This is a genomic window from Bacillus luti, assembly GCF_009739945.1.
In the GTDB taxonomy this organism is placed as follows: Bacteria; Bacillota; Bacilli; order Bacillales; family Bacillaceae_G; genus Bacillus_A; species Bacillus_A luti.
In genome coordinates this window covers 5,050,367-5,065,746 of the sequence record NZ_CP040336.1, presented here as the reverse complement: position 1 = coordinate 5,065,746, position 15,380 = coordinate 5,050,367, and the positions used below count along the sequence as shown (strand labels likewise).

The window sequence follows — 15,380 nt, the reverse complement described above, 5'->3', positions numbered from 1 at the left end:
TGGATATTTAGGAGGCTAGTATGGAAGGGTATTATTATTGCAGACATTGTGGGAGCAATGTAGGCTCCGTTACCGCAGAAAAAGTATATAGCGACGTTTTATTTCAACTAACAGAGCAAGAAGTAGTAGAGATGATTCGTTTTCATGAGAATGGAAATATATATATAAAAACGATTTGTGAATCGTGTCAAGAAACGCTCGCATCTTATCCAGAGTATTATGAATATGAAAAATTTCTACAATAAAATGTTGTCGCTTTGGCATGTCCAAAGCATTTTTCTGTTTTCTTTTTCCGAAATATTTGCATAAAATATAGTGGCTTGCTCTTTATGTTGAGAGGAGTTTTGAAAATGATAGGTTTATTAGAGCAGTTTTATAAAAATGAAGAGATACAATCGGTTATTAATGGGTTAGAAGATGGTTTAAAAGAGCAACTTGTATCAGGTATGGCAACATCTTCTCGTTCATTATTAATGGCAGCTTTATATAAAAAAACAAAAAAATCACAACTGATTGTGACACACAATTTATACCAAGCACAAAAAGTACATGAAGATTTAGTGGCGTTACTTGGTGAAAAAGATGTGTGGCTATATCCAGTAAATGAATTAATAGCATCAGAAGTTGGGGTTGCAAGTCCAGAATTGAAGGCGCAGCGCATTGAGGTGCTAAATCGCTTAGCAGCGGGAGAGAATGGAATTATTGTAGCGCCAGTTGCAGGTTTGCGTAGGTTTTTACCAATAAAAGAATTGTGGAAGCAAAGACAAATTGAAATCAATCTAGGGCAAGAGATTGATTTAGATGCATTCTTGCACACTTTACATCATATCGGCTATGAGCGTAAGTCGATGGTAGAAGCTCCAGGGGAGTTCAGTTTACGTGGGGGGATATTAGATATTTATCCATTAACCGAAGAATTACCATTTCGTATTGAATTTTTCGACACAGAAGTCGATTCTATTCGATTATTTGACGTGGATGAACAGCGCTCTCAAGATAAAAAGGAAAGTATTAGATTCGGTCCAGCAACAGAGTTTTTATTTTCACAGGAAGAATTGAAATCGGGAATTAAGCATCTTGAAGAAGGTTTAACTAAGACGATGCAAAAACTTTCTGATGATAAATTAAAGACTACAGTGCTTGAGACGGTAAGTCATGAAATTGAAATGTTGAAAAACGGGCAAAGTATAGAACAAATGTTTAAATATTTATCTATTTTCTATAAAGAACCTGCTAGTCTGATAGATTATTTACCAGAAGACGGTGTTGTCATTTTAGATGAGATTTCCCGCATTCAAGAAACAGCATCACACCTTGAAACAGAAGAGGCGGAATGGTATATATCACTTCTTGGCGAAGGAACAATTATTCAAGATTTATCTTTCTCTCACTCATTTGAGGGGTTTCTTCATCATAAAAAAAGAAGTTTTGTATATTTAACGTTATTCTTACGCCATATAGCACACACACATCCGCAAAACATTGTGAATGTGACATGTAAAACGATGCAAGATTTCCATGGGCAGATGCAGTTGTTAAAAACTGAAATTGATAGATGGAATGAAGGACACTTTACGACCGTTGTGCTTGGAACAGATGATGAACGTGTAAAAAAACTACAACATATTTTAAGTGATTATGATATTGAAGCAGATATTGTAGAGGGCACAGATATCTTATTGCCTGGAAGGTTACAAATTGCGGTAGGTGATTTACATGCAGGATTTGAAATGCCGATGCAAAAGTTCGTTGTCATTACTGAAAAGGAGCTTTTTCATAAGAAAGTTAAGAAATCACAACGTAAGCAAAAGTTATCTAACGCTGAACGTATTAAAAGTTATTCAGAATTAAAAGTTGGGGACTATGTAGTTCATGTAAATCATGGTATAGGTAAATTTTTAGGTATTGAGACATTAGAGATTAATGGTGTTCATAAAGATTATTTGAATATCAAATATCAAGGTAATGATAAGTTATATGTTCCGATTGAACAAATTGACCAAGTGCAAAAATATGTAGGATCTGAAGGTAAGGATCCAAAAGTTTATAAATTGGGCGGAAATGATTGGAAGAAAGTCAAAACAAAAGTCGAAAAGTCTGTACAAGACATAGCGGACGACCTAATTAAACTATATGCGGAGCGCGAGGCTTCAAAAGGTTATGCGTATACACCAGATACGGCAGAACAACAAGAATTTGAATCTTCTTTCCCGTATCAAGAGACAGAGGATCAGTTACGTTCTATTGAAGAAATTAAGAAAGATATGGAACGCGGACGTCCGATGGATAGGCTTCTTTGTGGTGATGTAGGATATGGAAAGACGGAAGTAGCTATTCGTGCTGCATTTAAAGCAATTATGGATGAAAAGCAAGTTGCGATTTTAGTACCGACAACAATCCTGGCTCAACAACACTATGAAACAATTCGAGAGCGTTTTCAAGATTATCCAATTAATATAGGATTATTAAGTAGGTTCCGTACGAGAAAACAGCAAAACGAAACGATTAAAGGCTTAAAAGATGGTACGGTAGATATTGTAATCGGAACGCATCGTATTTTATCTAAAGACGTTACTTATAAAGATTTAGGTCTTCTTATTATTGATGAAGAACAAAGATTTGGTGTGACGCATAAAGAAAAGATTAAACAATTGAAGGCGAATGTTGACGTATTAACATTAACGGCAACTCCGATTCCGCGTACACTCCATATGTCTATGCTTGGTGTGCGTGACTTGTCTGTTATTGAGACGCCGCCAGAAAATCGTTTCCCAGTCCAAACGTATGTAGTAGAGTATAATCCGGCATTAATGCGAGAAGCGATAGAGCGAGAACTTGCAAGAGGTGGTCAGATTTACTTCCTGTATAACCGTGTGGAGGATATCGAAAGAAAAGCAGATGAAATTTCGATGTTAGTTCCAGATGCTCGTGTAACATATGCGCATGGAAAAATGAACGAAAGTGAATTAGAGTCTGTCATGCTATCGTTTTTAGAGGGGCAGCATGATGTTCTTGTAAGTACAACAATTATCGAGACAGGTGTAGATATTCCGAATGTAAATACATTAATTGTATTTGATGCAGATCGTATGGGCTTATCGCAGTTGTATCAGCTTCGTGGGCGTGTTGGACGTTCTAATCGTGTCGCGTATGCATACTTTGCATATAAACGAGATAAAGTGTTATCAGAAGTTGCAGAGAAGCGTTTGCAAGCAATTAAAGAGTTTACAGAACTAGGATCTGGTTTCAAAATCGCGATGAGGGACTTATCTATTCGTGGTGCTGGTAACTTATTAGGGGCAGAACAACATGGATTTATTGATTCTGTCGGATTTGACCTGTATTCTCAAATGTTAAAAGATGCAATTGAACAGCGCAGAGGGACAGATGGGGTTGAAAATACAGTTAATGTTGAAATTGACTTGGAAGTAGATGCATATTTACCAGATGCTTATATTTCAGATAGTAAGCAAAAAATTATGATGTATAAACAATTTAGAGGTGTTTCTACAATCGAGGATATTGAAGAATTACAGGAAGAAATGATCGATAGATTTGGTGATTACCCACAAGAGGTTGGTTATTTATTACAAATCGCAAATATTAAAGTATTGGCAATGAAAGAACAAATTGAGTTGATTAAGCAAAATAAATTTGAAGTAACAATCCTATTCTCTGAACAAGCCAGCCAAAATATTGATGGTGGAAAATTATTCATGCTTGGAAATAGTTTTGGTCGTATGATTGGTCTTGGAATGGAAGGATCACAATTGAAAATCGTTATGAAAACGAATGGATTAGAGACATCGAAGTGGTTAACAATTGCTGAAAATTTATTAAAAGGCTTACCAGATGTAAAAAAAGAAGTAATAAATGCCTAATATAAGATAAAAAAATACAATTCGACGTGCATAGAAGAACTAATGTGTAAAATACTATGTCTAACAGTTGGTGATTTTTACATGAACAGGTAAATTCACCACTTTGATCATCAGTAGAAAGTGAGGCAGCATTAGAATGAAAGCAACTGGAATCGTACGTCGAATTGATGATTTAGGCAGGGTAGTAATCCCGAAGGAAATTCGTAGAACTTTACGTATTCGAGAAGGAGACCCACTAGAAATATTTGTTGATCGCGATGGAGAAGTAATTTTGAAGAAATATTCTCCAATTAGTGAATTAGGTGACTTTGCAAAAGAATATGCAGATGCTTTATATGATAGTTTAGGACATAATGTGCTTGTGTGCGATCGAGATTCTATTATCGCAGTATCAGGTGTATCCAAAAAAGAATACTTAAATAAAAGTGTTGGGGATCTAATTGAAAAAACGATGGAAGAACGAAAGTCTGTTATTATGACGGATGAAAGTGATATTTCCATTATCGATGGTGTAACAGAAAAGGTTCATTCTTATACAGTTGGACCAATCGTTGCAAATGGAGACCCAATTGGAGCTGTCATTATTTTTTCAAAAGAAGCTATTATAAGCGAAATAGAGCATAAAGCGGTCAATACTGCAGCAAGTTTCTTAGCGAAACAAATGGAACAGTAAGAATATATAATTTTAGAAGTAGCAATTTTTCCTAATTATGATATTTCTTTTTGAGAAATCAATTATTTGGAGATACATGTATATTGAATGAAGGTAGCGCTTTGCTACCTTTTTTCGTTGAACATTTTCTAATGTCGCACGAACTTATTATCACTCGTGGAGGTAAGGGAGCTTGTCTTTTTCTTTATGATATAATACGAGGGGTGAGAATAGAAAAAGGAGTTTTCTTGTATGGAAGCGAAGAAGTATCAAGCCTTTTGGCGTGGGGCTATTATATTAACAATCGCAAGTTTTATTACGAAAGTATTAAGCGCTTTTTACCGTATTCCATATCAAAATATAGCGGGTGATATTGGATTTTATATTTACCAACAAATTTATCCATTTTATGGATTTTGTTTAATTTTAGCTACTTATGGGTTCCCTATTATAATTTCAAAAATGGTCGCAGAACGATTAGAGCGAGGAAAGCAAAAAGAAGCAGAAGAAATTATTTGTGTATCTTTTTGGTTTTTATTAGGGATTGGTTTCGTAGGATTTTTTACATTGTTCTTTGGCGCTGAAACAATTGCAATAGCTATGGGCGATATACACTTAGATAAATTATTACGTGTTATTTCGTTTTCATTCATATTGATGCCATTTTTATCTGTAGCAAGAGGATATTTTCAAGGGTTTAATAATATGATGCCAACGGCTGTTTCGCAAGTGATAGAACAAACCATTCGGGTTTCTATTATTGTGTTTTTATCCCTATTTCTAATTGCTCACGGATTTGATTTATATACAGTTGGTGCAGGTGCTATGTTAGGTTCAATCGCAGGTGGACTGATTGGGATTATCATACTTGTACTTTATATGCGTCGTGATTTTCGTTCTATATTCTTCACAAGTTTGAAAAATATTAGGGGGAAAGGAAGGATAATTAAAATCCTTTTTTGGCAGGGGTTAGCAATTTGTGTTAGTAACTTAGTGCTTATTTTTATACAAATGGCTGATTCTGTTTCTTTCTATTCTTTACTTATTGGGGCGGGAGAACAAGCTGAAAGTGCAAAGGTACTAAAAGGTGTCTATGACAGAAGTATCCCGCTTATGCAATTAGGCACTGTTGTGACAACTTCTTTCTCGTTGTCACTTATTCCAATTATTACAGCAGCTAAGGAAAGAGGAGATCTTGCCTTTATTCAAGAAAAGGTAAGGTTAGCAATGAAAATAACATTCGTAATTGGATTTGCAGCTGCGATTGGATTAACTTGTATTATTCAACCTACGAATATTATGTTGTTTGAAAATAGTGATGGATCAGATGTTTTATCCATTTTATCTTTATCTATTTTATTTAGTTCATTGTCAATTACAACCGCTTCTATTTTACAAGGTTTGGGACAAATGTTAAAACCAGCAATATTTGTTGTATTTGGAGGTTGTTTAAAGTTAGCTTTAAACTATATACTAATGCCGTATTTTGGTGTAAAGGGAGCTGCAATTGCGACCTTAGTTGCGCTAATTGTAATTTCAATGCTAAATAGTGTGTTACTTATGCGAGCTGTATCGGAATCGCTTATCGATAAGCGGAATATGTTAGGTGTAGTTATTAGTGGTATTGGTATGGGATTTGTATTAATAATGTTTATACGTGTGTTGCAAATGTCCGGATTAGTAATTGATACGGAGCATAGAGGAATTGCAACACTTGAAGCGCTGTTAGGTGTAGCCATCGGCGGATTAACATATGTGTTTTTTATTTTAAAATTACGTGTATTTACAAAAAAAGAGCTAGGAACCGTTATGAAACAAGAGAAAAAAGAAGGTTCATTGAAGAAGAGTGGATAGAGGTGGCAGGTTGTGAGTGGAATCATTACTATTTTAGGATTAGGTGCTGGTGAATTAGATCAGCTAACGATGGGTGTATATCGAAAGATAAAAGAAGCAGACCATATGTTTGTTAGAACGAAGGAACATCCAGTTATAGAAGAGTTGGAGAAAGAAGGTATACAATATACGGCTTTTGACAATGTGTATGAAGCACATGATACATTTGAAATTGTATATGAAACAATTGCGAATACATTGCTAGAACAAGCTGAAGGTGCAGAAATCATCTACGCTGTTCCAGGGCATCCACTTGTAGCGGAAAGAACAGTTCAGCTACTGTTGGAAAAAGGAAAAATAGAAAATATTGAAGTGCGAATTGAAGGTGGACAAAGTTTCCTTGATCCAATGTTCGCAAGCCTAAAAATCGATCCAATTGAAGGATTCCAATTAATTGACGCTACGTCATTTGAAAGAGGGCAATTAGAATTACGTCAACACTTAATCTTTTGTCAAGTGTATGATGCGTTCGTTGCTTCAGATGTGAAGTTAACATTAATGGAAATGTTACCGGATGATTATGAAGTATATATCGTAACAGCTGCGGGGACTTCGTTCGAACAAGTCAAAAAAGTACCGTTGTACATGCTAGATCATGAAACAGAATTGGATAATTTAACGAGTGTGTATGTGCCACCAGTTCAGGAACGTGCGTCCTTGTATCAACAGTTTGACGTACTTAGAGAAATTATTGCAGACCTTCGTGGACCAAATGGTTGTCCGTGGGATAAAAAACAAACACATCAATCTTTAAAGAAGTACTTAATTGAGGAAGCGTATGAAGCGTTGGAAGCAATTGATGAAGAGGACGATGAACATTTAGTAGAAGAACTAGGTGATGTATTATTACAAGTTATGCTTCATGCTCAAATCGGGGAGGACGAAGGTTGGTTCTCTATAGATGATATCATTCGAACTTTATCTGAGAAAATGGTTCGTCGCCATCCACATGTATTTGGGAATACGGATGTAAACAATGCTGATGAAGTGATTGCTAATTGGGAAGAGATTAAAAAACAAGAAAAGGGATCTGTGAAAGAATCCGTTTTAAATGGAGTTCCAAAAAGTTTGCCGCAGTTACTACGCGCCTATGAAATTCAGAAGAAAGCTGGGAAAGTAGGGTTCGATTGGGCTGATGTACAGCCGATGATAGAGAAAGCTGTAGAAGAATGGCAAGAATTCCAACAAGAAGTTGTAAACATGGATGATGAAAAGATGTTAGGTGAATTTGGCGATTTATTATTTGCGTTTGTCAATATAGCTCGTCATTATAAAATAGACCCAGAAGAGGCTTTACGTTCAACTAATGAGAAATTTAGCGGTCGTTTTTTATACATGGAAGCAAAAGTAGCTGAAATGAATAAAGAAATGCAAGATTTATCATTAGAACAGTTAGATGTTTTATGGGAAGAGGCAAAACAAACAGAGCGTTAATAGGGGGATTTGATATGCGTCTAGATAAGTTTTTGAAAGTATCACGTTTAATTAAAAGAAGAACATTAGCGAAAGAAGTAGCTGACCAAGGAAGAATAGCAATTAATGGTCAAGTGGCAAAAGCAAGTTCAGATGTGAAAGTGGCTGATGAATTAACAATTCGTTTTGGTCAAAAAATAGTAACTGTAAAAATAAATGAATTAAAAGAAACGACTAAAAAAGAAGATGCAGCAAACATGTATAGCTTAGTTCGCGAGGAAAAAGTAAAAGCGGAAGAAGGCTTGTTCTAAAGTTGATTCCCCCTTCATACATTACTATTAGCTAGTATAAATCTATGGGGGGATTTACGTGAATAATGGTTACTCACCTATGTCTTCTAATCAACAAAACGTTTCTGTAGAGCATGATATTGTTATGCGTGGCAGGCGTGTAATCGATATTACGGGTGTAAAGCAGGTAGAGAGTTTTGATAGCGAAGAGTTTTTACTCGAGACCGTAATGGGTTTTTTAACGATTCGTGGTCAAAATTTACAAATGAAAAATTTAGATGTAGAAAAAGGTGTTGTATCGATTAAAGGGAAAGTTCATGAGATGCTGTATATTGATGAGAATCAAGGGGAGAAAACTAAAGGTTTCTTTAGTAAGTTGTTTAAATGAGTCTAACAATTCAGCTGTATACAATGCTTTCAATGATTGGAATGGGTGCTTGGATTGGGGCATCTTTAGATACATATCAACGGTTTTTAAAGCGTCCAGAACGTAAACGTTGGCTTGTATTTATACATGATATACTATTTTGGATTGTCCAAGCATTATTTGTTTTTTATGTATTGCTTCTTGTAAATGAGGCTGAACTACGTATATATGTATTTTTGGCATTATTATGTGGTTTTGCGGCATATCAAAGCATGTTGAAAGCACTATACATGAAACTGTTAAATTTTCTCATCTATATTTTTGTACAAACAACACATTTTTTTGTTCGAATTATACAGCTACTCATGATAAAACCTGTTATTATTATAGCGCAGCTATTTATTGCATTTATATTATTCTTATTTCGTATACTGCTTTCAATTGGACATGTGTTATGGAAAATGGTGATTTGGATATTACTTTTCATATGGAAAGTTTTTTTCTGGCCTGTTCGATTTATTGCTTCGCTCATATGGAAACTTCTCCCTAATCGTGTTAAACTTTTTATAATGAAGCATGTAGGGTTCCTGCAATATATAGCAAAATTGAAGGGACATATCTTCCAATTGTGGGAGCGTATAAAAAAGAAGTTAGGGGGACCTCGGAAATGAGGGAACTGAGACAAAGAACAATCGAAAAACAGAGTCCAAATCCTGTTAAAGAGCATATAATACAAACGGATGAGAACAGGAAGCGACTTTATCGCCGTTTAGCGGTTTTTCTTGTCTTTGCTTTTACAATTATTGCGAGTATTAGTGTAACGTTTTATCAACAAAACAGTTCCATTAAAGCAAAAGAAGCAAAAGTTAAGGACATGAAAAAAGAACTGGATTCATTAACGAATAAAGAAAAAAGTCTAAAAGACGAAGTTCAAAAGTTAAATGATGAAGAGTACGTATTAAAGATTGCTAGAAGGGATTATTTCTTCTCTGGAAAAGGGGAGATAATTTTTCCTGTTTCTAAGTAGAGTATGTCTTATTGACACTATATTTTAGGATTATATATAATAAAGTAAAATTTGACTTTTTAACCACTAAGGAGGAGCATTTTTTTTATGTCAATCGAGGTAGGCAGCAAGTTACAGGGTAAAGTAACAGGTATTACAAATTTTGGGGCTTTTGTGGAGCTGCCAGAAGGCTTAACGGGTCTTGTTCATATTAGTGAAGTTGCTGATAATTATGTGAAAGATATTAACGATCACTTAAAAGTGGGCGACCAAGTAGAAGTAAAAGTTATTAATGTTGAAAAAGATGGCAAGATTGGTCTATCTATTAAAAAAGCGAAAGAGCGTGAAAAAACAGAAGGAGATCGTCCACGTGGTGAATACCAACGCGGTGGCGATCAACAACGTTCTGGACGTCCACAACGTAATAATCGTTCTTTCAACAGAGATAACCGTGGCGGTGGTAACGACCGAGCTCCAAAAGAAACATTCGAGCAAAAAATGGCACGTTTCTTAAAGGATAGCGAAGATCGCTTAACTTCTTTAAAACGTAACACAGAATCTAAACGTGGTGGCCGTGGCGCACGTCGCGGATAATCAGAACGTTTAATTCTTAGCATATAGAGAGGTGCCCAGGGCAATTGCTCGGGGTGCTTTTTTATATGTAAAAATATATTTTTAAAAAAGTTTTCAAGATGTGTTGACTTTAAATTATATCTGATGTAAGATACTAATTGTCCGTTAAATAAGACGACATGGCGGTGTAGCTCAGCTGGCTAGAGCGTACGGTTCATACCCGTGAGGTCGGGGGTTCGATCCCCTCCGCCGCTATATTTATTTTAACGGCCCGTTGGTCAAGTGGTTAAGACACCGCCCTTTCACGGCGGTAACACGGGTTCGAATCCCGTACGGGTCATCTAAAAAGATCATGCAAATATGCATGATCTTTTTTTGTTAAATAAATTAAGATATACAATACTTCTACAAAATCACCCTATATTTTCTGAAAGTTCCGTCAAAATGCCGGAGATAAGTTACATACTATGTATATATGTAGAATTATTTCAAATAAAAAGTCGAACGATTATAAAAGTGAAAACTGTTGTTTTGACAAAAATCCCAATAATCATCTTTTATAATGACAGTAATTAAACTATGCAGGTGGTGTTAAAAATATGCCTAAAGCAGGAAGGAATACTATGAATACAAGTGCATTGGCAATGAATGAGAGTCAGCTTGGAGCAGCAAAGTGGACGAGTAAGTTGCGAATGAAGTTTGAGCAAGTTTTCTTTAGATGGGGATTTATTATTGTTGTTATCGGTTTTCTTTTGGGACGAGCATATATATTAACAAACATTTTACCGTTTGCACTGCCGTTTTTTGCTGCTGTTTATGTTATGAAGCGGGATAAAATGCCGCTCGCGTTCTTGGCTCTAATGGGAGGCGCACTTTCAGTTTCGATAGATAATTTATTTTTTACCTTTGCATCTATTTTTACTTTCTTCATTTATAATATCTTCTTTAGTCGATTTACACGCAAAACTGTTGGACTTGTTCCGTTCCAAGTATTTATCTCCGCATTAACCGCACACTTAGTTGTTGTTTATTTCGCGCAACAGACTGTCACCATGTACGATTTACTTGTTAGTACGATTGAGGCAGGGCTTAGCTTCGTATTAACTATGATATTTTTACAAAGTGTTCCGCTTTTAGTAGAAAGAAAAGGTAAACAGCAAGCGTTAGAGACAGAAGAAATCGTTTGTTTAATTATATTACTAGCATCTGTTTTAACAGGTACAACAGATTGGTTTGTATACGATGCTTCTATTCAACATATTTTTACTAGGTATTTAGTGCTCGTGTTTGCATTTATTGCGGGGGCCGCTACAGGATCTACAGTGGGGGTTGTAACTGGATTAATATTAAGTTTAGCCAATGTCTCCAGCTTATCTCAACTTAGTCTGTTAGCCTTTTCTGGATTGCTTGGTGGTTTATTAAAAGAAGGGAAGCGTTTGGGTGTTAGTTTAGGTTTATTAATTGGGACGAGCTTGATTACGTTATATGTAGACAAGCAAACAAACATTGTGACAACTTTAATTGAATCTGGTGTGGCGATTGTGTTCTTCTTATTAACACCAAAACTTGTTATGGACCGTATTGCTAAATTTATGCCAGGTACACAGGAACATTCGCAGGATCAACAACAATATTTAAGAAGGATGCGTGATGTTACAGCGAACAAAATTAATCAATTTGCAAATGTGTTTGCTGCTTTATCTAATAGCTTTTCTGTATATGGGTATGTGGAGGAGGAAGATAAAGAGACGGAGGCAGATTTGTTCTTAAGTACAATTACCGCAAAAACATGTCAAACGTGTTTTAAAAAAGATCAATGCTGGGTAGTTAATTTTGATAAAACATATGACTATATGAAACAGATCATGAGTGAAACGGAAGAAGGGACGTTGCAACATAATCGGAAGTTAGTTCGTGAATGGGACAAGCATTGTGTGAGAGGAAAAAAAGTGACGGATTTAGTAGCGGGTGAATTAGATCACTTCTATGAAGGACAGAAATTACGCAAGCAAATGAAAGAAAATCGTAGAATAGTAGCGGAACAATTATTAGGTGTATCAAAAGTTATGGAGGATTTTGCTAAAGAAATACAAAAAGAGCGAGAAAATCATCAAGTACAGGAAGAGCAGATTTTGCAAGCGTTCCGTGATTTCGGTGTCGAAGTGGAGCATGTTGACATTTATTGTTTGGATAGAGGAAGTATTGATATTGAAATGTTGATTCCAGCCGCATCTAATGAACACGGAGAGTGTGAAAAATTAGTTGCACCGATGCTTTCTGATATCTTAAAAGAAAATATTGTTGTTAAGCATGAAGAAAAATCTTCTTATCCAAATGGGCACAGTTTAATATCATTTGGTTCAGCAAAGACGTATTCCCTTGATACGGGATTGGCTACAGCTGCAAAAGGTGGTGGGTTCGTTTCGGGTGATTCTTATGCGATGATGGATTTAAGTGTTGGTAAGTATGCACTTGCGATTAGTGATGGTATGGGAAATGGGCAAAGAGCTCATATGGAGAGTAAGGAAACGGTAAAATTATTACAAAAAATACTTCAATCAGGTATTGATGAGGAAATAGCAATTAAGTCTATTAATTCAATTCTTTCTTTAAGAACAACAGAAGAAATGTTTACGACGTTGGATTTAGCTATGGTAGATTTACGGGATGCGAGTGCAAAGTTTTTAAAGATTGGGTCAACGCCGAGTTTTGTTAAGCGCGCAAATAATATTTTGAAAATTGAAGCAAGTAATTTACCGATGGGAATTATTGAAGATGTTGAAGTTGATGTGGTAGGTGAGCAATTAAAAACAGGCGATATCCTTATTATGATGAGCGATGGTATTTTTGAGGGAGCACAACATGTGGAAAACCATGAACTATGGATGAAGCGAAAAATTAAAGAATTGCAAACCGAAGACCCACAAGAAATTGCTGATATCATTATGGAAGAAGTAATTCGATCTTGTGATGGTTATATAAACGACGATATGACCATTGTTGTGGCGAAAGTGAAGAAAAATATGCCGAAGTGGGCTACGATTCCAATTGTAGGAATGCAGGCGCAATAAAGTGTTACTTTATTTGGTGGGGTGTTTGGTCACTACCGATTAATATAGTCTATTTACAAAAAACCTAGGTAAATGCCTAGGTTTTTTTTGCCTTAAAAGGTAATGGTATTATTTTTATGAATATGCACGAAGGATGTAAGATAAAAATGTAATTTTTGTATATCTTTTTTTGCACAATGTTTGTAAAAGTTGTACCATTATAGACAAGGCAACTAACGTTGCTGTTCTTGTTTAATGAAAGGTGATTACGAAGTTGAAAGATACATTTGTTGAAAAGGTAGATGACTTTGTAAAGCAGCACGATGTATTAAAGGAACGTTCAACAATTGTTGTAGGAGTTTCTGGTGGTCCTGACTCTTTGGCTCTTTTATATTATTTGTTAGAAAAAAGAGAGGCAAAGCGGTTGGAAATTGTAGTAGCGCATGTAGACCATATGTTTAGAGGAGATGAATCTCATGAGGACCTACAGTTTGTGCAGAATCTTTGTAAAGAGCTGGGAGTTATTTGTGAAACGATAAGGATTAACGTGTCACAATATCAACAGCAATACGGGATGAATGCGCAGGTTGCTGCTAGAGAATGCAGATATGCATTTTTGGAAAGAATAATGAAGAAATATGATGCGAGATATGTAGCTCTTGGGCATCATGGAGATGATCAAGTAGAGACAATTTTAATGCGCCTTATGCGAGGGAGTACTCCAAAAGGGTATGCAGGAATTGCAGTGAAGCGTCCTTTTCATAATGGATATTTAATTAGGCCGTTACTTGGAGTAACGAAGGAAGAAATTATTAATTACTGTAATAAGCTAAATGTAATTCCCCGTATAGATCCGAGTAATAAAAAGGAAGTATATACAAGGAATCGATTACGTAAATATGTCCTTCCTCATTTGAAAGAAGAAAATCCACAAGTGCATGAGAAATTTCAAAAATTTAGCGTGCAGATGCAAGAGGATGAGGCTTATTTGCAGGAATTAGCTTTTGAGAAAATGAATAAAGTAATTACAAAAAAAAGTGATAAACAAATTAGCTTATCAATTCCTGCCTTCGAATCCATGTCTTTGCCTTTACAAAGGAGAGGGATTCAACTAATATTAAACTATCTTTATGAATATAAGATTCCGTCTTCTCTTTCTTCTATACATATTGACAAAGTGATTGAGTTTTTTAAGCGGACACAACCTTCGGGTTCACTTGATTTCCCAGGTGATTTAAAAATTGTCCGAACATATGAGGAGTGTAGCTTTAGATTTAAACAAGAAATTGTTTCTCCTTTTTCGCAAGATTTATCAGTACCAGGGATAATTACATTATCGAACGGTGATAAACTTGTAACAGAGGTGAGCGAAGATATACCAAGTAACATGAATGAAACAGTATTTGTTGCTAAGTATAATGATATATCATATCCACTTCGTATTCGCTCTAGAGAAAATGGAGATCGCATGTCAATACAAGGTATGAATGGCACCAAAAAGATAAAAGCTATTTTTATCGAAGCGAAAGTACCAAAAGAAAAAAGGGAAGAATGGCCGGTCGTTTGTGATGCAAGTGGAAATATTATTTGGGTACCCTTGTTGAAGCGATCTGCATTTGCTGTTTCGAAAGAAATGGCAAAGAAGGATAAATATATGATTATTCACTACAAAAGCAAGGAGTCTTCCGGGAGGATAATGAAATGATGAATCAAGATATCGAAAAAGTATTAATTTCTGAAGAACAAATACAAGAAAAGGTGCGCGAATTAGGTGCAATTATTGCAGAGGATTACAAAAATACAGTACCTCTTGCAATTGGTGTATTAAAGGGCGCAATGCCATTTATGGCAGATTTATTAAAGCGAACAGATACATATCTTGAAATGGATTTTATGGCTGTATCTAGCTACGGTCACTCTACAGTTTCAACAGGTGAAGTGAAAATTTTAAAAGACCTTGATACTTCTGTAGAAGGTCGCGATATTTTAATCGTTGAAGATATTATTGATAGCGGTCTTACGCTAAGCTATTTAGTAGACCTATTCAAATATCGTAAAGCGAAATCTGTAAAAATTGTTACGCTATTAGATAAACCAACAGGCCGCAAGGTTGATCTGAAAGCAGATTACGTTGGATTTACTGTTCCACATGAATTCGTTGTAGGATATGGATTAGATTATAAAGAGCAGTACCGTAATCTTCCTTATGTGGGAGTATTAAAACCAAGTGTTTACTCAAATTAATTAAATACAGG

General features: G+C 35.6%; 13 protein-coding genes and 2 tRNA genes. All 15 read left to right on the top strand.

What is annotated here, in order from left to right; genetic code table 11:
* Window positions 1-20: 20 nt before the first annotated feature.
* The 15 genes from EUC40_RS25620 (at window position 21) to hpt (ending at window position 15,369) form a co-directional block, all read left to right on the top strand.
* Entirely contained in the window at window positions 21-245 is a 225-nt protein-coding gene (locus tag EUC40_RS25620; RefSeq protein WP_000399443.1) for an anti-sigma-F factor Fin family protein, read from the top strand.
* A gap of 105 nt (window positions 246-350) precedes the next feature.
* Window positions 351-3,881 carry a transcription-repair coupling factor gene (gene mfd, locus EUC40_RS25615; RefSeq protein WP_071710669.1) on the top strand — a complete coding sequence of 1,177 codons (3,531 nt, stop codon included), beginning with the start codon at window positions 351-353 and terminating at the stop codon, window positions 3,879-3,881.
* A gap of 136 nt (window positions 3,882-4,017) precedes the next feature.
* Window positions 4,018-4,554: a stage V sporulation protein T gene (gene spoVT, locus EUC40_RS25610; protein ID WP_000648302.1), complete on the top strand. Its 537-nt coding sequence runs from the start codon at window positions 4,018-4,020 to the stop codon at window positions 4,552-4,554.
* A gap of 231 nt (window positions 4,555-4,785) precedes the next feature.
* Entirely contained in the window at window positions 4,786-6,387 is a 1,602-nt protein-coding gene (locus EUC40_RS25605) for a putative polysaccharide biosynthesis protein (RefSeq protein ID WP_156576862.1), read from the top strand.
* Between the two features lie 12 nt (window positions 6,388-6,399).
* A complete protein-coding gene (gene yabN, locus EUC40_RS25600) occupies window positions 6,400-7,860 on the top strand; it encodes a bifunctional methyltransferase/pyrophosphohydrolase YabN (protein WP_156576861.1) in 1,461 nt (486 codons plus the stop codon).
* A 14-nt stretch (window positions 7,861-7,874) separates the two neighbouring features.
* Complete coding sequence (locus tag EUC40_RS25595) at window positions 7,875-8,150, top strand: RNA-binding S4 domain-containing protein (RefSeq protein WP_001234875.1); 276 nt, start codon at window positions 7,875-7,877, stop codon at window positions 8,148-8,150.
* A gap of 58 nt (window positions 8,151-8,208) precedes the next feature.
* Window positions 8,209-8,517: a sporulation protein YabP gene (yabP, locus tag EUC40_RS25590; RefSeq protein ID WP_001059102.1), complete on the top strand. Its 309-nt coding sequence runs from the start codon at window positions 8,209-8,211 to the stop codon at window positions 8,515-8,517.
* Complete coding sequence (yabQ, locus tag EUC40_RS25585; protein WP_151624090.1) at window positions 8,514-9,167, top strand: spore cortex biosynthesis protein YabQ; 654 nt, start codon at window positions 8,514-8,516, stop codon at window positions 9,165-9,167. The genes yabP and yabQ overlap by 4 nt, the downstream gene beginning before the upstream one ends.
* Window positions 9,164-9,523 carry a cell division protein DivIC gene (gene divIC, locus EUC40_RS25580; RefSeq protein WP_001208736.1) on the top strand — a complete coding sequence of 120 codons (360 nt, stop codon included), beginning with the start codon at window positions 9,164-9,166 and terminating at the stop codon, window positions 9,521-9,523. The genes yabQ and divIC overlap by 4 nt, the downstream gene beginning before the upstream one ends.
* Window positions 9,524-9,610: 87 nt before the next feature.
* Window positions 9,611-10,096 (top strand): S1 domain-containing RNA-binding protein, encoded by a 486-nt coding sequence (locus EUC40_RS25575; RefSeq protein ID WP_000021451.1) that lies wholly within the window; start codon window positions 9,611-9,613, stop codon window positions 10,094-10,096.
* A 160-nt stretch (window positions 10,097-10,256) separates the two neighbouring features.
* Window positions 10,257-10,330: transfer RNA gene (locus EUC40_RS25570), tRNA-Met, on the top strand.
* Window positions 10,331-10,343: 13 nt separating this feature from the next.
* Window positions 10,344-10,415 (top strand) — tRNA-Glu (locus EUC40_RS25565).
* A gap of 259 nt (window positions 10,416-10,674) precedes the next feature.
* Window positions 10,675-13,146: a stage II sporulation protein E gene (gene spoIIE / locus EUC40_RS25560; RefSeq protein ID WP_156576860.1), complete on the top strand. Its 2,472-nt coding sequence runs from the start codon at window positions 10,675-10,677 to the stop codon at window positions 13,144-13,146.
* Between the two features lie 253 nt (window positions 13,147-13,399).
* The gene (gene tilS / locus EUC40_RS25555) at window positions 13,400-14,830 is read left to right on the top strand and encodes a tRNA lysidine(34) synthetase TilS (RefSeq protein ID WP_071710664.1); all 1,431 of its coding nucleotides are present in this window, start codon (window positions 13,400-13,402) and stop codon (window positions 14,828-14,830) included.
* Window positions 14,827-15,369 (top strand): hypoxanthine phosphoribosyltransferase, encoded by a 543-nt coding sequence (hpt, locus tag EUC40_RS25550; protein WP_000981842.1) that lies wholly within the window; start codon window positions 14,827-14,829, stop codon window positions 15,367-15,369. The genes tilS and hpt overlap by 4 nt, the downstream gene beginning before the upstream one ends.
* Window positions 15,370-15,380: the final 11 nt, after the last annotated feature.